Source organism: Pseudonocardia alaniniphila (assembly GCF_022524485.1).
In the GTDB taxonomy this organism is placed as follows: Bacteria; Actinomycetota; Actinomycetes; order Mycobacteriales; family Pseudonocardiaceae; genus Pseudonocardia; species Pseudonocardia alaniniphila.
On sequence record NZ_JAKXMK010000036.1, the window covers coordinates 58,159 to 76,459 of the forward strand.

Consider the following 18,301-nt stretch of genomic DNA (forward strand, 5'->3'; position numbering starts at 1 on the left):
GGCGTTCGACGTCGGGGGGTCACCCCGCTCTCGTCAGCTCACCGTCACCCGCAGCGTCCGGAAGCCGCGAAGGATGTTGTGCAGGACGGGCTCGGCCTCCAGGATCTCGAACCGCTGCACCCGCTCCGCCAGTGCGGTGAACAGCGCGAGCATCTCCATGCGGGCGAGGTTCATGCCGACGCACGCGTGCGGGCCCGCCCCGAACGCGAGGTGGTCGCCAGGGCAGCGCCGCACGTCGAACCGGTCGGGATCCGGGAATTTGCGCTCGTCGCGGTTGCCCGATCCGTAGAACACGATGGCCCGGGAACCTGCGGGCAGCACCACGCCATCGATGTCCACGTCGCGCGCCACATAGCGGGAGAAATCCTGGATCGGCGATTCCATCCGCAGCACCTCGCTCATCGCGCTGGCCATCAACCGCGGATCCTCGCGCACCAGATCCCACTGGTCCGGATTCGTGGCGAACAGATACACCGCGCTGCTGATGGCGAAGATCGTGGTGTCCAGGCTCGGACCCATGTAGTCGATCATCATGACCGGGCACGCCTCGGCGGGCACCTCGCCCCGTTCGACCGCGTCGTGAATTCCCTCGGCCCAGCTTCCGGGCTTCACCCTGCCGGGCACGGCCTCGTTGGTGGCGTACGCCATCATCTCCTTCAGGACCGGAAAGGAGTGGGTCGTCCGGTCGTTCATCGGGCCGAAGCAGTTGAACATCTCCTCGGCCCACTCCAGCATCCGTTCCCGGCCTGCCTCCGGAAGCCCGATCAGCTCGGAGACGACGGTCACCGGGAGATGGTTCGCCAGTTCGGACGCCGCGTCGAAGGTGCCCTGCGCCACCAGCCGGTCCACCACGCTCCCGGCTTCCGCCGTGATCCGCTCCCGGGCATCTCGCAGCGCCCGGGGCATCAACGGGCGGATGAGCACGTTCCGCAGCGCGCTGTGCTCGGGGCCGTCGGTGCACAGCGTGTTCCCCCGCAGAACCTCGTTCATGTCGTCGTTCATCATCACGCCGTAGCGCGACGGAAAGGTCTCCCAGTCCTCGAGCGCCCGCCGGACGGATTCGTACCGGGCGAGCGCGAACATCTCGTACTCGGGAAGCCAGACAGCAGGACCCGCATTGCGTAGTTCCCGGTATCCAGGCCATGGATTCAGCAGCGCGTCGTCGCTGTATGGATCATAGTTCGACCACGGGGCCGAATCGATCAGGCTGCCGTTCTGCATGTTTACTCTCCTCGTCGCCAGGCGCCATGGCGACAATATTTGCGGCGATCGAGAAACTATCCGTGGAGCGCGGGCAGCAGGCCAGAAAGCGCGCCCGCCGGTTTACGGCGAACGAGCAAAACCCGCGAATCGTTCGATCGGGGACTTCAGGCAGTTACCGTATAGATCCGGAACAAGTTCTCCAGCCGATACCCGCCGTCGGCCAGGCGGTGGGCCGCGAGCCGATCGAGGAGTGCCCGGCGAACCGCCTCGGGGCCGGCGGCGGCAGCCGCTCGCCGTCCGATCCCCGAGCCGAGCACGGGCGCGACCAGCTCGTCGGCATCGGCGTAGTCGAACGGGCACGCCAACTCGCGCAGCGCAGCAACCTGCAGGCCGGCCAGCGCGACGAGCTTCCGCAGCCGGTCGGGGTCGGTCAGCGGCGGCGGACCACCTGCAGCACGGCGCGGCGGGAGCCATCGAGCAAGGGCCTCACCGAACGCGCGGACGTCACACTCCTCGTCACGTCCCCACACCGTGACCACGACCGTGGCGCCGACCGACGCAGCCCTGCGCAGCACCAGGACCGGGTTGGTGACGTGTGAGAGCAACTGCACGGCGGCGACGACGTCGAACGGACCCGGCGGCGGGTCGTGGGCGTCGCCGAGACGGAACTCGGCCCCGGGCACCGCCGCGGCCGCGACCGAGACGGCCGAGCGGTCCGAGTCGATCCCCGTGACGCGCGCGCCCCGCTCGACGGCCGCCCTCGCGAACTCGCCGGATCCGCAGCCGAGCTCCAGCAGGGTGGTGCCGGGAACGACCCCGGCCGCGTCGAGCGCCCGCTCGTACAGCGGCCGGGCCCACCCTCTGGGGCCGTCGTCCACCGTGGCGACCCTAGTGCCGAGGAAACGAGGCCGTCTTGCCCTGTTTTCCGCGACATTGGGCTCGGCGCGTCCCTACCGACGGCACGCGGCTCGGCCGCGCCGGGCCATAGTCTCGATCCGTGGACGTTCGCGCTCTTGTGTTCGATGTGTTCGGCACCGTCGTCGACTGGCGCACCGGGGTGGCACGCGAGGCGAGCCGGCTGCTCGGTGACGTCGTGGACGCCGAGGCGTTCGCCGACGCCTGGCGCGGGCGCTACGTCCCGTCCATGAACCGGGTGCGCCGCGGGGAGCAGCCCTGGACGAACCTCGACGGGCTGCATCGGGCTTCCCTCGACGAGCTGCTCACCGAGTTCTGGGTGCCGGACACCCCGTCCGACGTGCGTGCTGAGCTGGTGCGCGCCTGGCACCGGCTCGACCCCTGGCCCGACTCCGTCGAGGGTCTGACGCGACTGAAGCGACAGCACGTGATCGCGACGCTCTCGAACGGGAACGTCGCGCTTCTCGTCGACATGGCCAAGCACGGCGGCCTGCCGTGGGACACCGTGCTCTCCGCCGAGCTGTTCCGGCACTACAAGCCCGACGCCGAGGCGTACCTCGGCGCGGCGCAGTTGCTGGGACTGCCACCGGAGCAGGTGCTGATGGTCGCCGCCCACATCGACGACCTGGCGGCTGCTCGCGCGGCCGGCCTGCGCACGGCGTACGTGCACCGGCCACGCGAACGCGGCGACGAGGCCCCGCCCCCTCCGGCCACGGACCCGGAGGCGGACCTCACCGTGGATTCGCTGACGGAGCTGGCCGAGCGCCTCGGGGCGTGACCTGCGCCCTCGATCAGCCCCAGACGTCCTGCGCCACCTGGACGATCAGGCGCAGCTTCGCCACCTGCTCCTCCTGCGTGATGGCGTTGCCCTCCACCGTGGAGGAGAAGCCGCACTGCGGGGACAGGCAGAGCTGCTCGAGCGGCACGTACTTCGCCGCCTCGTCGATGCGGCGCTTGAGGTCGTCGGCGTTCTCGAGCTTGCCGGTCTTGGTGGTGACGAGTCCGAGCACCACCTGCTTGCCCGGCGGCACGAACCGCAGGGGCGCGAACCCGCCCGAGCGCTCGTCGTCGAACTCGCAGAAGAAACCGTCGACGTCGAGCTCGCCGAACAGGGCCTCGGCCACGAAGTCGTAGCCGCCCTCCGCCGCCCATGACGAGCGGAAGTTGCCACGGCACATGTGCGTGGTGATCTTCATGTCCGCCGGGCGTCCCGCGATGGCCGCATTGATCTGCTTGATGTAGCGGATGTGCTGGTGGTCGGCGTCCTCGCCCTTGGCGGTCATCTCCGCCCGCTGCGCGGGGTCGTTGAGGTACGCGAGGCTGGTGTCGTCCAGCTGGAGGTAGCGGCAGCCGAGGTCGGCGAGCGCGCGCACCTCGTCGGCGTAGGCCGCGGAGAGGTCCGCCCAGAACTCCTCGACGTCCGGGTAGACGCCCTTGTCGATCGCCGCCGTGCCGCCGCGGTAGTGCACCATGCTCGGCGACGGGATCGTCAGCTTCGGCACGGCGGTGGTGGTCTGCTCCGCCAGGAAGCGGTAGGCGTCGGCGAAGATCGGCTTCTCGAGTCGCACCTTCCCGGTGACGGCGAGCCCTGCCGAGGTGAACGCGCCCTCGCCCTCCGCGTTGATCATCCGGACGCGGATCTGCTCATCGGTCTTCGTGACGCCGCCGAGCTGGTAGATGAAGTCCATGTGCCACGACGTGCGGCGGTACTCGCCGTCGGTGGCCGCCTGCAGGCCGATCTCCTCCTGCATGGCCACGGCGTCGCGGATGGCGTTGTCCTCGACCTCGCGCAACCCGTCGGCATCCAAGGCGCCTGCGGCGAAGCGTTCCCGCGCCTCGAGCAGGGCTTTGGGGCGGAGCAGGCTCCCGACGTGGTCGGCGCGGAACGGCGGCTCACTACGTCGATGCATGGTCGGCAATGTATCGCCGAGATGACCTTCCGAGGACCGTGACATTCCACATGATGGAAGGGGGCTTTACAGCGCCGCGTGTAACGCTTGCGAGATGGAGCATGGCGTTGTCACCTTCCTGACCGACTACGGCATCGACGGCCCGACGCTCGCCAGAGCCGTGGAGGAGCGCGACCTCGATGCCGTCTTCCTCTGCGAGCACACCCACATCCCGACCAGCCGGCAGTCGGCGTGGCACGGCGGTGCCGAGCTGCCGCGGCGCTACTCGCACACGTTCGACCCGTTCGTCGCGCTCGCGGCGATGGCGACCGTGACCGAGCGGATCGCGCTGGGCACGGCCGTGTCGCTGGTGCTGCAGCACAACCCGATCGGGCTGGCGAAGACCGTCGCGAGCGTGGACCGCCTCGCGAACGGCCGGTTCGAGTTCGGGGTGGGGCCCGGGTGGAACCGCGAGGAGATGGCCAACCACGGCATCGACCCGAGCGCCCGCACGGCCCGGATGCTGGAGCACATCGCGGCGATGCGGGAGATCTGGGAGAACGACGAGGCCGAGTTCCACGGCCGCTTCGTCGACTTCGACCCGATCTGGTCGTGGCCCAAGCCGGCGAGCGCGCCTCCGATCCTCATCGGCGGCGAGGGCCCGACGGTGCTCGACCGGGTGCTGGAGCACGGCGACGCCTGGCTCCCTCGCGGCAGCACACCCGACGAGGTCGAGGCGCTCGCGCCACGGCTCGCCGAGCTGCGCAGCCGGGCCGGCGACGCGGGACGCGAGGACATCACGGTCACGCTGTTCGCAGGCGACGTCGACAAGCTGGTGCTGGAGGCCGCCGAGCGCGCCGGCATCCACCGCGTGCTGTTCCTGCTGCCGGACGGTGGCACCGACGTGGTGCTGCCCTACCTCGACCAGTACGTCGCCGCGCGGGTCTGACCCACCTCACTCGGGACGGGGTGCGACGGCCGCCACCCGTGCGGCCGCGTGGCGCACCACCCGTTCGAGCTCCCACCGCCTGTCGGTGAAGTCCGCACGCGTGACCGACACGCCGAGCGCCGCGGTGACCTCACCTCCGGGGCCGCAGACGGGGGCGGCGACCCCGGCCACACCGGGCTGGTATTCCTCAACCTCCACGGCGGCGCCGTCGGACCGGATCCGCATCAGCTCGCGGTCCAGGGCCCTGCGATCGCCCACCGTCTGCGGGGCGAGCCGAGGCATCCCGCGGCGGCCGATGAGCTCCGCCAGCCGTCCGGGGCGCATGTCGGCCAGCATCACCTTCCCTGCGGCGATGGCGTGCGGCTCGGTCGGCTCGCCGACGCGCATCGGCGCGGGGCGCGGGTGGTCGGTGCAGTCGTCGATGTGCGCCACCACGACGTCGACGTCGCGGAACACGGCGAGATACGCCGCGGCCCCGGTGGTGGCGTGCACCTCGTGGAGCACGGCCCGCACCGGCGCGGGCGGGCGGACCTGCTCGGTGAGGCCGCGGTGCAGCTCCGCGACGCGGTAGCCGAGGCCGTAGCCGCGCACGTCGTGCAGCCGGACGAGGTAGCCCTCCTCGACGAGCGTGCCGAGCGCCCGGTAGACGGTGGGGAGCGGCGCACCGAGGCGCCGGGCGATGGCCTTGGCCGTGACGCCGTCGCCCGCGGCGGCGACCGCCTCGACGACCCGCAGCGCCCGGGTGATCGAGGACCCGGTGGTGTGCCCCGGTGTCACGGGCACCAGTGTCGGGTAGAACGTGCGTCACGCGCACCTCATCTATGGACGGGGACCCCCTGATGAACGACGACGACCTGCACCGCCGGATCGACGAGCTGGTTGCCGAGGAGCACCGGCTGGAGCGCGCCCACGTCGGCCAGGCGCTCTCGGACACCGAGCAGAAACGCATGGAAGAGCTCGGCGTGCAGCTGGACCGCTACTGGGACCTGCTGCGCCAGCGTGACGCCCGTCGCCGCGCCGGTCTCGACCCCGACCAGGCCCAGGAGCGGTCCGGGGACGTCGTGGAGGGCTACCGCCAGTAGGTGGTGGAAGCCCAGACCGCGTACCGGCACGGCCTGGGCGCACTGCACCTTTCCGGCTGCACGCTCAGCGGTCGGGCTCCGTCACCACGAGCAGCACGACGAGCTGTGACCGCGTCGGGTGCCGGGCGATCTCGACGTCAGCAGCCCAGCACGCCGCCGCGAGCAGCGACCGGTTGGCGTGGAACGCGTGCACGTCCACACCTGCCGGACACCACAAGAGCACCCGCACACCGCGTGGGCGCGGGCTGGACAACAGGATCGCGGGCATCCGACCCGACCACGACATGATGTTGGCCTGCACCATCCCCACCCGCAGACGATGTTGCACCAGCACCACCCGCGTGCCCTCGGCCACGACCCGGCGCCCCGGCGGCCACCAGCCACACCAGATCCCCGCCGCAAGCGCGAGGCCCACGGCGGCAATCGGGTGCGTCGCGTCGGCGAGGACGCTGAAGCCGTAGGGAATGCCGAGCCCGAGTGCGAGCTCGTACCTCCAGCGCCAGACGACGAGGAGGGGGTTGAGCTTGCGGCGGCGCGGAACGAGCCGCCGCACGAGCTCGTCGAACTCCCAACGGTCATCGTCGCGCTTCATCGTGGCTCCCCCGCTTGAGGCGCCGGAGCCAGCGTGATCACCCCGGTCCCCTCACAGACCGGGCAGGAGGCGGCCCCGTCGAGGCCCGATCCGGCACAGTCGGCGCACTCCTGCCTCAGGTCCCACCGGCTGTCGCGGTAGACCTGGGTGCGGGTACCGGGGATGCGGGAGATCTGAAGACCCATCTCCCGGGCGCGGCGGTCGGCCCGCGCCGTTACGTGATCGTCGATCTTGTCGAATATGGCGGCAATTGCTCCTCGCCGCCGAGGCCGTGCGGGCGTACCTTCCACGTCGGGTGCCTCGATTCCGTGCCTGCGGATCCATCGAGCGCTCGCTGAACCGGATTGCCGTCCGGTCGGCACTGGCCGACAGCGCGAGCTCGTGCTGTCGGTCGCCAGCAGGGGTGCGCCGTGCGCGCTGGAACGTTCGCGGCGCGCCCCTGTTTCACATGCACATCCAGCCGCTGGATGTGGCGCCCCCGAACAAGGGGGCGCGCGGCTGGATCTCCGTCCCGGGAAAAGCCCATGAGGGCATGCCGGACTCACTGCAAGGCCTGCGGGGCCCCCGTGCCCACGTGCGGTAAGGTTCATCTAGCCTACCTACCTAACCCAGTAGGTAACACAGGCGTGCTCTTTACCTACTTGTAGGCTAACGGACTTGAGCGTGATCCGCACCGCGAAGATCGGGGATCAACCGTGGCACCGCGACTCGGCGAAGAGCTGAAGTCCCGGCGAGAGCGACTGGGGCTCACCCAACGGGCTGTCGCGGAGCAGCTCGGGGTGCAGCGAGCCAGCCTCGCCCAGTGGGAGGGCGGCCGGCATCTGCCCTCTGCCGAGCACACGCAGCGACTGGACGAGATCTACGGCGCGCGCGGGGCTCTCGTCGCATTGGCGGACGGGGCTCGCCGGGGCGGCATGATGGCGAGCCCGCGCGCCTTCCGTTCGGTCGGCGACGTCTTCGCTGACGTGGCGCGAGCGCTGGTCGACAAGATGCACAAGGACCCGGAAGGCCGCCCGCTCGGCTGGGCGCACAACCTCGTCGGCAACCGGCCCACCCCGCTCAGCACGGCGTTCGTGATCCGCACGCTGCAGCAGATCGACGACGCCCAGGTCGATCTGCACGCCCTTGGCCGGGCACTCGTGGAGCGCAGGAAGGACGGCGGCTGGACGAACCGGGTCGTCCTTCAGGGTCGCCCCGAGGTCACGGCGGTGATCCTGTCGGCGCTCGCGCGCCTCGGGATGCTGACCGACGTCGACTCCGAGATCGAGAAGCTGGGGCAGAGCGTCGACGACCTCGCGCGCTCCCGGCCCTACGTCCTGAGCGCGGTACTCGAGGCAGTGCTCGCGATCCGGCCCGGTGCGCGCGTCATCGACGACCTGGTCGACGCCCTGCTCGAAGCGCGCATGCCGGTCGGCGACGCTCTGCTCTGGCCGGCGAACGCGGCGGCACCTGCCGAGCTGCTGGAGCCATCGCTGGCTCACACCGCACGGGCCACCACGGTGCTCCGCCTCGCCAGAGGGGCTCGGTCACGCCCCGACGTGGACGAGGCGGTCGACATGGGGACGCGGTGGATCGTCGCCCGCTCCAAGGAGGACGACGGCACCACCGAGCTGCTGGAACCGGATCCGGGCAACAAGGCGGCCGACATCTCGGTCAACCACTTCACCGCGGCCTGGGTGGTCCGGGCGCTGGCCGGCCGAGACGGCGTCCCTCCGCAGCGTCTCAACGCCGCGGTGAAGACGGTCTGGAACACCTATTCCGCGAGCCGTCATCTGTGGGTCTGGCGTGCCGACGGCCGGCTCCCGAGCTGGATGACCCACGACGCGGTCGCCGCCCTGCGAGCGCTCGCAGAAGCAGCGGTCAGTTCCCCCGTCCCCCTGGACACCGGCGCACCAGACACTGGGACAGCTACCCCCGCTGCCTCGGGGGAGCAACGAAGATCACTAAGGTAGGCGTGCGTCCGTTGCTAGCTCGTCATCGCGTGCTCGGCCACGCGCAGGACACCCTCACCGGGGTTCCGATCCACCGTCGCCCCAGCCCACCGGCCAGGCGCCTTCCTCCTTTCGACTGGACCTTGCCCGGCTGGCCTTCACTCACACGGCGTGTTTGGTCGACCACCGGCTGTGCGGAGAGTGCGTTGACTCCTATCCCGGTGGCGTCGCCAATGCCGCCGCTCGATGCTGTGACCGAGTTGCTGGCCGGTCGCGCCGCGGATGCCACGCTGCTCCGCGCGGCCCTCACGGCCGTCCTCGATGACACTCCGGCTCTCGCGGCGTGGCTGAGTTCGTTCGACGACGAGGAGCGGGCGGCACGCTGCGCCGCCCGCTCGTACTGGCATCCCAACGGCTTCGCCAAGCTCGTGCTGCACGCCACCCCGGACTTCCGCATCAGGCTGCACGTCTGGCCGGAAGGAACGAGCCGGCGTGGTGAGCCGAACCCACACAGCCACCGCTGGGACTTCGCCTCCTCCGTACTGTGCGGCGACGGACTCGCCAGCGCCGAGTACGAAGAATCCACCGACGGCGCACCGTTCCACCGCCATCGCTACACGGGTGGGGGGATCGACGCCGTTCTGATCTCGGAAGTCCCCACCGGGTTGACGGTCACGGACGAACGGACGATCGCGAGACACGAGAGCTACAACGTCACCACCGACGTGATCCACACGATCGAGCCGCTCGGCACCTCGCTCGTCGCCACCCTGCTCGTCCAGGGGCCACCCAAGCTGGACTCGACGCTCGTCTACTGCGCCCCCGGGCAACAGGCCGATCAGCAGGGCATCCCGATCAGCTCCGATGACGTGCGGAAACTCGTGCGCGACATCCTGAACACACCGGACGGGCCGGGGAGGCATCTGTGAGTGCACCGGGCCTCGGGATCCTCTCCGACCGCGAGATACGTGCCGCCTACGACAGCCGCGAGCTGAGGATCGATCCTTTCGACCCCGAACTTCTGCGACCCGCCGCGTTGAGCCTGCGTTTGGGGTTCGAGGCCGCGGTACTCGATTCGCACACCGATGTGGACGTGGCTGACGCCACCACCTACCCCACGCTCGTCCCGAGGGATCCGGACGGACAGGGACGGCTTCGCCTCAACCCTGGCGAGGTGATGCTCGCCCCCACCCTGGAGCGGATCTCATTGCCCGCCGGGATCGCCGGCCTGGTCGACGGCACGTCGGACTATGCCCGGCTCGGCATCAGCGTGGTCCTCTCCCACCAGGTCAGCCCCGGCTACGGGTCGGACATCGACAGCGGCGCCATCCTCACCCTGGAGATCGTCTCGCACCTTTCGCGAGCGGTCTTCCTCCGGCCGGGAACACGCATCGGGAACCTGATGCTGTTGCGATGCAGTCCCGTCGAGCGCCTGTACCCCGAGATGCCCGCCAACTATTCGCGAGACGTGTTGGTCCGGGCGTCCCGCTTGGCTGAGCACCATGTCGGCTGACAGCGCGTCAGGCGCGATCTCAGCCGTTACGCGGGGTATCGATTCCTCTGATCCGGAGGTCGTGGTCGACACCGAGGCGACGATCTCGCTGGCAGACCTGGGGGAACGCCGGATCTACGACGAGGTGATCGAACCGCGGTACCGCGACGTCCCCTCTTTCGGAGACGACTGCGCGGACTTCGGCCACGGCCTCGTGGTCACCACGGATTCGTGCCCCACCCCACTCCTGGAGCGGATCGGCGAGCGCGACCTCTACTACTCGGGGTGGCTCCTCGCGACGATCAACCTGTCCGACCTCGCGGCAGCAGGCGCGCTCCCCGAGGGGCTCGTCGTGAACTACACCCTTCCGTCGGAGACCTCTGTCGGCGATCTCAAGAGGATCATCGAGGGAGTCGACGCGTGCGCGAAGTTCCACGGCACGCGTGTGCTGGGAGGCGACATCCGGGACGGCAAAGTGCGCCAGCTGTCCGCCACCGCGATCGGCCGGACCCTCCCGCGCAACTTCATGCGCGGCCGGTGGAGCAGCGGAAAGCTGAGCCGCCGGGGCGCGAGGGCCAAGGACGCGCTGATCTTGGTCGGAAACCCCGGCTACCTGTGGGGCGCCGCGCTCGTCAGTCGCGGCCACGCCGACGTCCCCGTCGACGTTCGGCTGCAGATCTTGGAGCGCGCACGTCGGCCGGTCGCACAGTTGAAGGCGGCGCGGCTGCTGGCCCGGCATGGCCTCGCGAAGGCCGCTATCGACGTCTCTGACGGCCTTTTCGCCGCCGTCCGCCTCCTCGCAGCCGCCAACGGTCTCGGGGCCGTCATGGAGCCTGAGATCGAGCTCGACGACGTTCTGAAGGACGTCTGCGAGAAGTCCGGCGTGAGCAGCCTTCAGCTCGGACAGAACTGGGGTGACTGGTGTCTCCTGGTCGCCGTCGGACACCGGCAGGCGGCGTACGCGCTGCGGGCTCTGCGCAAACGGAATCTCAGCGCCCGCCGCGTCGGAACGCTCACCTCCGATCCCGAGAAGCTCCTGGTGAGGTCGGAGAACGGCCCGATGGCATGGCAGGGCATCGACCAGGAGCGGTTCACGGCGCGCTCCTGGCAGGGCGACGGCATCGACGCGCACATCAGCTGGATGAAGGAGCAGAGCCAAGCCGTGGGACGCACTTGAGAGCCGGCTGAGGGCACGGGGCCCACAGGGTGCGCTGTCTCGTCTGCTCGGGGAACATCGACAGGTGCAGATCACTCCGGTCAGCCCCGACGTGCTCGTCGAGGAAGTGGCACAGCTCGTCGCGGACCGGCCCGGACGGGTTCGGCTCGCTCTCGACGGACCGCCGCCGGCCCGGCCGATCGTGTTGGCCGAGCGGGTGGCCGTCCGGTTGCGGGAGCTCGGCCGGGCCGTGGTGGTGGTGTCGGCCGACGATTTCCTGCGGCCCGCTTCTGTGCGGCTGGAGTACGGCCGCGAGGACCCCGACGAGTTTCTCGACGGCTGGCTGGACGTGGGTGGGTTGCGGCGCGAGGTGCTGGACCCCGCCGGCCCGGAGGGCTCTGGACGGGTGCTGCCGCGGCTGTGGGACGCCGCTGCGGACCGCGCTTACCGGGATGGGTACACCCAGCTCCCGCCGGACGGCGTGGTGGTGCTTGCGGGCGCCTTGCTACTCGGGCGCGGGCTGCCGTTCGACATGAGCGTGCACCTGCGAATGAACCCTGCGGCTCTGGCGCGCGTGATCACTGACGAGGAGCGGTGGACACTTCCGGCTTACACGCGGTACTCCGCCGAACGTGATCCAGAGGGATCGGCGGACCTTCTGGTGCTGGCCGACCATCCGGACCGGCCAGCGGTACGACGGGTATGAAGGAGGTGTTGTGGGCGAGGAGGGAGTTGAACCCTCACGTCCTTACGGACACACGGACCTGAACCGTGCGCGTCTGCCATTCCGCCACTCGCCCTGGCAGAACTGAAACTAGCACGCCCTCCGAGGGGTCTGATCAGGGGCCCGGGTCGGGGGTCGTGGCGCCGCTGGCTAGCACAGATACGATCTGCGCTGCCAGCAACACGCCGATGCGAACGGAGGAAGATCGGGTGGGCCGCGTAGACAGGTTCGAACGCCGTCTCCAGGGACTGGTGGGCGATGCCTTCGCGCGGGTCTTCGGTGGCAGCGTCGTTCCCCAAGAAGTTGTGCAAGCGCTGCTCAGGGAAGCCGAAGGCCATATCGAGGAGCTCGCCGGAGGGCGCCTGCTGGCGCCCAACCGGTTCACTGTGCTGCTCAGCCCTTCCGATCTCGATCGCATGGCCGGCGACCGAGCGGAGATCGTGAACTCGCTGTCCGCCTCGGTCACCGAACAACTCGCCGACCAGGGATGGGACACCTACGGCGACGTCGTAGTCTTTCTGGAGCGCTCCGATGCGCTGCACACGGGACAGTTCCGCACCCGCTCGTCCGTGGACCCCGACGCTTCCCGCCGGGACGCCATCCGAGCACGCGACGCAGGAGAAGCACCCATGAGCCAGCAACCGGGCCACCCCGAGGAGAACGGGCAGTACGGCTACGACCGTGGTGCCCCCGGCGGATACGGGCAGCAGACCTACGCCCCGCCCGCCTACGACCAGCGCCAGGGGGGCTACGACCAAGGCGAGCAGCAGCAGCAGCCCGGCTACGGGCAGCAGCCGGGCTACCCGCAGCAGGGCGGCCACCCCCAGCAGGGCGGCTACGGCCAGCAGCCCGGTGGCGGCGGCTACCCGCAGCAGGGCGGCGGCTACGGCGGCCCCCAGCAGGGCGGCTACGACCAGGGCGGCTACGGCCAGCAGCCCGGTGGTGGCGGCTACCCCCCGCAGGGTGGTTACGACCAGGGCGGCTACGGCCAGCAGGGCTACGCCCAGCCCGGGTACGGCGGTCAGCAGCAGGGCTATGACCCCGGCTACCAGCAGGGCGGCTACCAGCAGGGCGGCTACGGCCAGCAGCAGCAGTACGAGCAGGGCTACGACGGCGGCTACGACCAGGGCGGCTACGGCCAGCAGGGCGGCGGCTACGGCGGCTACGGCCAGCAGGGTCTGTCGGCCTCGCTCAGCCTCGACGACGGCTCGGGTCGCACCTACGACCTCACCCAGGGCAGCCACGTCATCGGGCGTGGCCAGGACTCAGCGTTCCGCCTGCCCGACACCGGCGTGTCGCGTCGACACCTGGAGATCAACTGGGATGGTCAGTCCGCCACACTGACCGACCTCGGTTCCACCAACGGAACCACTGTCAACGGCAACCCTGTCCAGACCTGGCAGCTCAACGACGGCGACGTCATCCGGGTCGGGCACTCGAGCCTCATCTTCCGCACGCAGTAACCGCGGCGAGCTCGAGAAACAGCAAACCGGAGAGAACGGAGTTCGCCGCGAGTGCCGGAGTTGGTGCTGCAGCTGACCAGGGCGGGCTTCCTCGCCCTCCTCTGGCTGTTCGTGCTGGTCGCGCTCCGGGTGGTGCGCTCCGATCTGTACGCCGCGTCCGGCCTTCGGGCCCTGGTCCCCGGCGGGCGGACCATCACCCGGACCGGGCGTGGACGCACGGCCCGCCAGCTGCTCGTGACGCAGGGAGCGCTGGCGGGAACGCGCGTGTCGCTGGACTCCCGGCCGATCCTCATCGGCCGGGCCGACGACTCGACGCTGGTGCTGGACGACGACTATGCGTCCACCCGGCATGCGCGCATCGCCATGCAGGGAGAAGAGTGGTACGTCGAAGACCTCGGGTCGACGAACGGCACCTACCTTGATCGGGCTAAGGTCACCGGACCTACCCGGGTTCCCCTGGGAGTCCCTGTCCGCATCGGCAAGACGGTGATCGAGCTTCGGTCATGAGCCGGCCCACGCTGCACCCGCGCACTCCGGTGTCCGACCGGGGTGAGCTTCGCCGGTCGATCTGCCCTGAACGTATTGGCGGAGCGCTGAGATGACGCTTGTCCTGCGCTACTCCGCCCGCAGCGACCGCGGGCTCGTCCGGCAGAACAACCAGGACGCCGTCTACGCCGGACCCCGTCTGCTGGCGCTCGCCGACGGCATGGGCGGACACGCCGCGGGCGAGGTCGCATCGTCGCTGGTGATCTCCGCGCTGGCTCCCCTCGACGAGGACGACCCCGGCGACGATCTGCTCGCCGAGCTGCGCGACGCCACCGTCGAAGGCAACGCCGCGATCACCCGGCACGTCGCCGACGCGCCCGACCTCGACGGCATGGGCACCACCCTGACGGCCATCCTGTTCGCGGGATCGCGCCTCGGCCTGGTGCACATCGGCGACTCGCGCGCCTACCAGCTGCGCGAAGGTGTCTTCACCCAGATCACCAAGGACGACACGTTCGTCCAGTCGCTCATCGACGAGGGCCGGATCACCGAGGAGGAGGCGCACACGCACCCGCAGCGCTCGCTGCTGCTGCGCGCCATCACCGGTCAGGACGTCGACCCGTCGCTCACGATCCGCGAAGCCCGCGCCGGCGATCGCTACCTGCTCTGCTCCGACGGACTGTCGGGTGTGGTGAGCGACGAGACGCTGGCCGACACCCTGCAGGCCTACCGCGACCCACGCGAGTGCGCCGATCGCATGATCGAGCTGGCACTACGTGGTGGCGGCCCGGACAACATCACGTGCATCGTCGCCGACGTCGTCGACATCGAGTTCGGGGAGGACGCCCCGATCATCGGCGGGTCGGTGGGCGACGGCACCGAGGACGGCCCACCCCCCGACTCCGCGGCGGCGCGCGCGTCGGCCACCACTCTGACCCGCGTCGCCCCCCAGCGCGTGCTGGCCACCACGAAGGCACCGCCGCGTCGCTCCCGCGTAAGACTCGTGGTGGGTCTCGTCACGGTTGTCGCCGTACTCGTCGGCGGGGCCGTGTTAGCCCGTATGTGGGTTCTTCAGCAGTACTACGTGAGTGCGGACGCGCAGCTGGTATCGATCTTCCAGGGAGTGCGCGGGGAAGTGCTCGGGTTCCCCCTTCACAAGGTGGCCGAGCACACCGACATCAAGCTCGACGACCTGCCCGAGGCGGACCGGAGCTCGGTCCGCGCCGGGATCACCGCCCTTGACGGGCTCCCCGGCGCCCGCGGCGTCGTCGACCGGCTGCGTTCCCGAATGCTGGAACCCTGCCCGCCGCCCGCGCCCCCGCCGCCCCCTCCCGCGCCGCCTGCCCCTCCCGGGCCGCCCGTTGTGGTGGGGGCCCCTGAAGCGCCTCCGCCGCCCGTCGACACCACCCCGCTGCCGACACCGGCACCCGAACCGGGAACAACCTGCCGGTCGGTGAGCTGATGGCAGCACCCGACCTGCGTACCGACGCGGCACCGCCCACCCCGGCGCCGCTGCCCACCGGTCGCGGCATCGAGCTCGTGCTGTTGGCGTTCGCGGCGGTACTGGTGACGAGTGCGCTCGTGCTGGTCGAGGCGAACCAGGAGCAGGAACTCACCCGGGTGCTGGTGTTCGTCGGCCTCGCATACCTGGGGTTGTTCACGATCGCGCACTTCGCGGTGCGCAAGTTCGCCCCGTACGCCGACCCGCTGATCCTGCCCTGCGTCGCGCTGCTCAACGGGCTGGGTCTGGTGATGATCCACCGGCTCGACCTGGCCGAGATCGACCAGGCGCTCGCGTTGGGCAGGAGCGCACCCACGGAGCTCATCGGCAGGCAGATCGCCTGGACCGCGGTCGGTCTCGCGCTCTTCGTCGCCGTCCTGTGGACCGTGCGCGACCACCGCACGCTGGCGCGCTATGGCTACACCGCCGGTTTCGTCGGCATCGTGCTGCTGGCGCTGCCCGGGCTTCTGCCGTCGTCGATCTCCGAGGTCAACGGGGCGAAGCTGTGGATCAGGATCGGTCCGGTCGGCATCCAGCCCGGTGAGTTCGCCAAGATCCTGCTGATCGTCTTCTTCGCCGCGTTCCTCGTGCAGAAGCGGGACCTGTTCACCACGGCAGGGCGCCGGTTCGTGGGCATGGAACTGCCGCGCGCCCGCGACCTCGCTCCGCTGCTGCTCGCGTGGGGCCTGTCGGTGGGCGTGCTCGTGCTCGAGCGCGACCTCGGCACGTCGCTGCTGTTCTTCGGCATCCTGCTGGTGCTTCTCTACGTGACCACCGAACGTGTGTCGTGGATGCTCATCGGCCTGGCGTTCTTCTTCGCCGGGTGTGTGATCGCCTACCAGCTGTTCGGCCACGTCCGCGTGCGCGTGCAGGTCTGGATGGACCCCTTCGCCGACTTCGACAACACCGGGTTCCAGATCGGGCAGGCGTTGTTCAGCCTCGGCACGGGTGGGGTCGGTGGCACGGGCCTCGGCGCGGGCCGTCCCGATCTCGTGCCGTTCGCGGAGAGCGACTTCATGCTCTCCTCGCTGGGTGAGGAGCTGGGTCTGATCGGGCTGGCCGCGATCCTCGTGGTCTACCTCGTGCTGATCACCCGGGGGCTGCGCAGCGCGCTGGCCGTGCGCGACAGCTTCGGCAAGCTGCTCGCCACCGGCCTGGCGTTCGCGCTCGCGCTGCAGATCTTCATCGTCATCGGCGGGGCGTCGAAGCTCATCCCGCTGACCGGTCTGACCTTGCCCTTCCTGTCCTACGGAGGGTCCTCGCTCGTCGCCAACTACGCGCTGGTGGCGCTCCTGCTGAGGATCTCCCACGCCGCACGGGCACCGCTGCCCCGCCGCCCGGCCACCCCGCTACCGCCCATCGCGGAGGCCGGCACCGAGCTGGTGGAGCGTCCGCGATGAACACTCCCGTCCGCCGCGTCGCCATCGCGGTGATGGTGATGATCCTGCTGCTGATGTCCAACCTGACGTACGTGCAGGTGGTCAAGGCAGGCGACTACCGCAACGACCCGCGCAACCAGCGTGTGCTGCTCGCCGAGTACTCCCGCAAGCGCGGGCAGATCCAGGCCAACGGCCAGATCCTCGCCAGCAGTGTCGAGACCGACGACAGGCTGCGCTACCAGCGTCAGTACGCCGACGGTCCGGTCTACGCGCCCGTCACCGGCTACTACTCGGTCATCTTCGGCTCGAGCGGTATCGAGCGTGCGTCCGACTCCGTGCTCAACGGCAGCGACGACCGGCTGTTCGGCCGCAGGCTCTCCGACCTGATCACCGGCCGCGACCCGAGTGGCGGCAACGTCGTGCTCACGATCGACCCCAACGTCCAGCAGACCGCCTACGACCAGTTGGAGCGCAAGGGCTACACCGGCTCCGTGGTGGCGATCCGCCCGCAGACCGGCGAGATCCTCGCCATGGCCTCCACCCCGTCGTTCGATCCGAACCCGCTGGCGAGCCACAACTCGGATCAGCAGACCGCGGCCTGGAAGGCCGACAACAACGCCGAGCCGTCGCCGCTGATCAACCGGGCGATCTCCGAGACCTATCCGCCGGGCTCCACGTTCAAGCTCATCGACACCGCCGCGGCGCTCAGCAGCGGTCGCTTCACTCCCGACAGCCAGCTCACCGCGGCGCCGCGGATCACGCTGCAGGGCACCAACACCACGCTGGAGAACTTCAACGGCAACGCGTGCGGCACGTCGGCCACGGCGAGCCTGCGCGACGCACTCCAGCGTTCCTGCAACACCGCCTTCGCCCAGTTGGGCGCCGACCTGGGCGAGCAGGCCATCCGCGACCAGGCCAACGCGTTCGGGATCGGCCAGAGCCTCTCGATCCCGATGCAGGTGGCGCCGTCCACGATCGGCGACATCCCCGACACGGCCGCGCTGCAGCAGTCCTCGATCGGACAGCGGGACGTGGCGCTCACCCCGCTGCAGAACGCGATGATCGTGGCCACCATCGCCAACGGTGGCCAGGTCATGGCCCCCTACCTGGTCAAGGAAGTCCAGAGCCAGGAGCTCGACCCCGTCGCCACCACGGAGCCGGACCGGCTCGGGCGTGCGATCGATCCGTCGGTGGCGCGCACGCTCACCGAGCTCATGGTCAACAACGAGAACAGTTACTCGGGTGCTGGCAAGATCACCGGAGTGCAGATCGCGGCCAAGACCGGCACGGCGGAGCACGGCAACGACCCCAAGAACACGCCGCCCCACGTCTGGTACGTCGGGTTCGCGCCCGCCGACAACCCCCAGGTCGCGGTGGCCGTGCTCGTGGAGTCCGGTGGCGACCCGAACGACCTGGCAGCCACCGGCGGCGCTGTCGCCGCCCCCATCGGCCGTGCTGTGATCCGCGCCGCGCTCGGGGGTGGGCAATGAGGCGATGTGGGTACGCATACGTCACCATGTCGGCGGTCGTCCCGACCCA

Annotated in this window: 18 protein-coding genes and 1 tRNA gene; 13 read left to right on the plus strand and 6 right to left on the minus strand. The window is 70.0% G+C overall.

Features of this window, described 5'->3' with window-relative positions; translation table 11 throughout:
• Positions 1–33 precede the first annotated feature (33 nt).
• A complete protein-coding gene (locus MMF94_RS34065; protein WP_241041565.1) occupies positions 34–1,221 on the minus strand; it encodes a cytochrome P450 in 1,188 nt (395 codons plus the stop codon).
• 146 nt (positions 1,222–1,367) lie between these two features.
• Positions 1,368–2,081 carry a class I SAM-dependent methyltransferase gene (locus MMF94_RS34070; RefSeq protein WP_241041566.1) on the minus strand — a complete coding sequence of 238 codons (714 nt, stop codon included), beginning with the start codon at positions 2,079–2,081 and terminating at the stop codon, positions 1,368–1,370.
• A 119-nt stretch (positions 2,082–2,200) separates the two neighbouring features.
• Between MMF94_RS34070 and MMF94_RS34075 the strand changes: the two genes are divergently transcribed.
• Entirely contained in the window at positions 2,201–2,896 is a 696-nt protein-coding gene (locus MMF94_RS34075; protein WP_241041567.1) for a haloacid dehalogenase type II, read from the plus strand.
• A 13-nt stretch (positions 2,897–2,909) separates the two neighbouring features.
• Here MMF94_RS34075 and MMF94_RS34080 read toward each other — a convergent pair whose 3' ends face one another.
• On the minus strand, positions 2,910–4,028 hold the full coding sequence (locus tag MMF94_RS34080) for a 5-methyltetrahydropteroyltriglutamate--homocysteine S-methyltransferase (RefSeq protein WP_241041568.1): 1,119 nt from the start codon (positions 4,026–4,028) through the stop codon (positions 2,910–2,912).
• 94 nt (positions 4,029–4,122) lie between these two features.
• On the opposite strand from MMF94_RS34080, the gene MMF94_RS34085 reads away from it, so the two are divergent.
• Entirely contained in the window at positions 4,123–4,956 is an 834-nt protein-coding gene (locus tag MMF94_RS34085) for an LLM class F420-dependent oxidoreductase (protein WP_241041569.1), read from the plus strand.
• Positions 4,957–4,962: 6 nt separating this feature from the next.
• On the opposite strand, the gene MMF94_RS34090 is transcribed toward MMF94_RS34085, so the two are convergent.
• Complete coding sequence (locus MMF94_RS34090) at positions 4,963–5,739, minus strand: IclR family transcriptional regulator (protein ID WP_241041570.1); 777 nt, start codon at positions 5,737–5,739, stop codon at positions 4,963–4,965.
• A 56-nt stretch (positions 5,740–5,795) separates the two neighbouring features.
• Here MMF94_RS34090 and MMF94_RS34095 point away from each other — a divergent pair, with 56 nt between their 5' ends.
• Positions 5,796–6,038 carry a DUF2630 family protein gene (locus MMF94_RS34095; RefSeq protein ID WP_241041571.1) on the plus strand — a complete coding sequence of 81 codons (243 nt, stop codon included), beginning with the start codon at positions 5,796–5,798 and terminating at the stop codon, positions 6,036–6,038.
• A 64-nt stretch (positions 6,039–6,102) separates the two neighbouring features.
• Here MMF94_RS34095 and MMF94_RS34100 read toward each other — a convergent pair whose 3' ends face one another.
• Positions 6,103–6,630, minus strand: a complete 528-nt coding sequence (locus MMF94_RS34100; protein WP_241041572.1) for a hypothetical protein — start codon at positions 6,628–6,630, stop codon at positions 6,103–6,105.
• Positions 6,631–7,325: 695 nt separating this feature from the next.
• Here MMF94_RS34100 and MMF94_RS34105 point away from each other — a divergent pair.
• From MMF94_RS34105 to MMF94_RS34125, 5 genes are all read left to right on the plus strand, one after another.
• The gene (locus tag MMF94_RS34105; protein ID WP_241041573.1) at positions 7,326–8,582 is read left to right on the plus strand and encodes a helix-turn-helix domain-containing protein; all 1,257 of its coding nucleotides are present in this window, start codon (positions 7,326–7,328) and stop codon (positions 8,580–8,582) included.
• Between the two features lie 230 nt (positions 8,583–8,812).
• Positions 8,813–9,490, plus strand: coding sequence for a hypothetical protein (locus tag MMF94_RS34110; protein WP_241041574.1), 678 nt, complete (start codon positions 8,813–8,815; stop codon positions 9,488–9,490).
• Entirely contained in the window at positions 9,487–10,074 is a 588-nt protein-coding gene (locus tag MMF94_RS34115; RefSeq protein WP_241041575.1) for a dCTP deaminase, read from the plus strand. The genes MMF94_RS34110 and MMF94_RS34115 overlap by 4 nt, the downstream gene beginning before the upstream one ends.
• Positions 10,075–10,135: 61 nt before the next feature.
• Entirely contained in the window at positions 10,136–11,230 is a 1,095-nt protein-coding gene (locus MMF94_RS34120) for a thiamine-phosphate kinase (protein ID WP_241041576.1), read from the plus strand.
• A gap of 64 nt (positions 11,231–11,294) precedes the next feature.
• Entirely contained in the window at positions 11,295–11,915 is a 621-nt protein-coding gene (locus MMF94_RS34125; RefSeq protein WP_241041577.1) for a nucleoside/nucleotide kinase family protein, read from the plus strand.
• Between the two features lie 11 nt (positions 11,916–11,926).
• On the opposite strand, the gene MMF94_RS34130 is transcribed toward MMF94_RS34125, so the two are convergent.
• A tRNA-Leu gene (locus MMF94_RS34130) sits at positions 11,927–12,009 on the minus strand.
• 133 nt (positions 12,010–12,142) lie between these two features.
• Between MMF94_RS34130 and MMF94_RS34135 the strand changes: the two genes are divergently transcribed.
• The 5 genes from MMF94_RS34135 to MMF94_RS34155 all read left to right on the plus strand — a co-directional run bounded on the left by MMF94_RS34135 (position 12,143) and on the right by MMF94_RS34155 (position 18,252).
• Positions 12,143–13,396, plus strand: coding sequence for a DUF3662 and FHA domain-containing protein (locus MMF94_RS34135; protein WP_277398878.1), 1,254 nt, complete (start codon positions 12,143–12,145; stop codon positions 13,394–13,396).
• A 51-nt stretch (positions 13,397–13,447) separates the two neighbouring features.
• Positions 13,448–13,903 (plus strand): FHA domain-containing protein FhaB/FipA, encoded by a 456-nt coding sequence (locus tag MMF94_RS34140; protein WP_241041579.1) that lies wholly within the window; start codon positions 13,448–13,450, stop codon positions 13,901–13,903.
• A 91-nt stretch (positions 13,904–13,994) separates the two neighbouring features.
• Entirely contained in the window at positions 13,995–15,344 is a 1,350-nt protein-coding gene (locus MMF94_RS34145; RefSeq protein ID WP_241041580.1) for a PP2C family protein-serine/threonine phosphatase, read from the plus strand.
• Positions 15,344–16,783, plus strand: coding sequence for an FtsW/RodA/SpoVE family cell cycle protein (locus MMF94_RS34150; RefSeq protein ID WP_241041581.1), 1,440 nt, complete (start codon positions 15,344–15,346; stop codon positions 16,781–16,783). The genes MMF94_RS34145 and MMF94_RS34150 overlap by 1 nt, the downstream gene beginning before the upstream one ends.
• Positions 16,780–18,252: a peptidoglycan D,D-transpeptidase FtsI family protein gene (locus MMF94_RS34155; RefSeq protein WP_241041582.1), complete on the plus strand. Its 1,473-nt coding sequence runs from the start codon at positions 16,780–16,782 to the stop codon at positions 18,250–18,252. The genes MMF94_RS34150 and MMF94_RS34155 overlap by 4 nt, the downstream gene beginning before the upstream one ends.
• Positions 18,253–18,301: the final 49 nt, after the last annotated feature.

Excerpts from the sequence above, each read along its gene's own strand:
- MMF94_RS34065 (WP_241041565.1), bottom strand. The coding sequence starts at position 1,221 with ATGCAGAACGGCAGCCTGATCGATTCGGCCCCGTGGTCGAACTATGAT.
- MMF94_RS34080 (WP_241041568.1), bottom strand. The coding sequence starts at position 4,028 with ATGCATCGACGTAGTGAGCCGCCGTTCCGCGCCGACCACGTCGGGAGC.
- MMF94_RS34085 (WP_241041569.1), top strand. The coding sequence starts at position 4,123 with ATGGAGCATGGCGTTGTCACCTTCCTGACCGACTACGGCATCGACGGC.
- MMF94_RS34095 (WP_241041571.1), top strand. The coding sequence starts at position 5,796 with ATGAACGACGACGACCTGCACCGCCGGATCGACGAGCTGGTTGCCGAG.
- MMF94_RS34100 (WP_241041572.1), bottom strand. The coding sequence starts at position 6,630 with ATGAAGCGCGACGATGACCGTTGGGAGTTCGACGAGCTCGTGCGGCGG.
- MMF94_RS34145 (WP_241041580.1), top strand. The coding sequence starts at position 13,995 with ATGACGCTTGTCCTGCGCTACTCCGCCCGCAGCGACCGCGGGCTCGTC.
- MMF94_RS34150 (WP_241041581.1), top strand. The coding sequence starts at position 15,344 with ATGGCAGCACCCGACCTGCGTACCGACGCGGCACCGCCCACCCCGGCG.
- MMF94_RS34155 (WP_241041582.1), top strand. The coding sequence starts at position 16,780 with ATGAACACTCCCGTCCGCCGCGTCGCCATCGCGGTGATGGTGATGATC.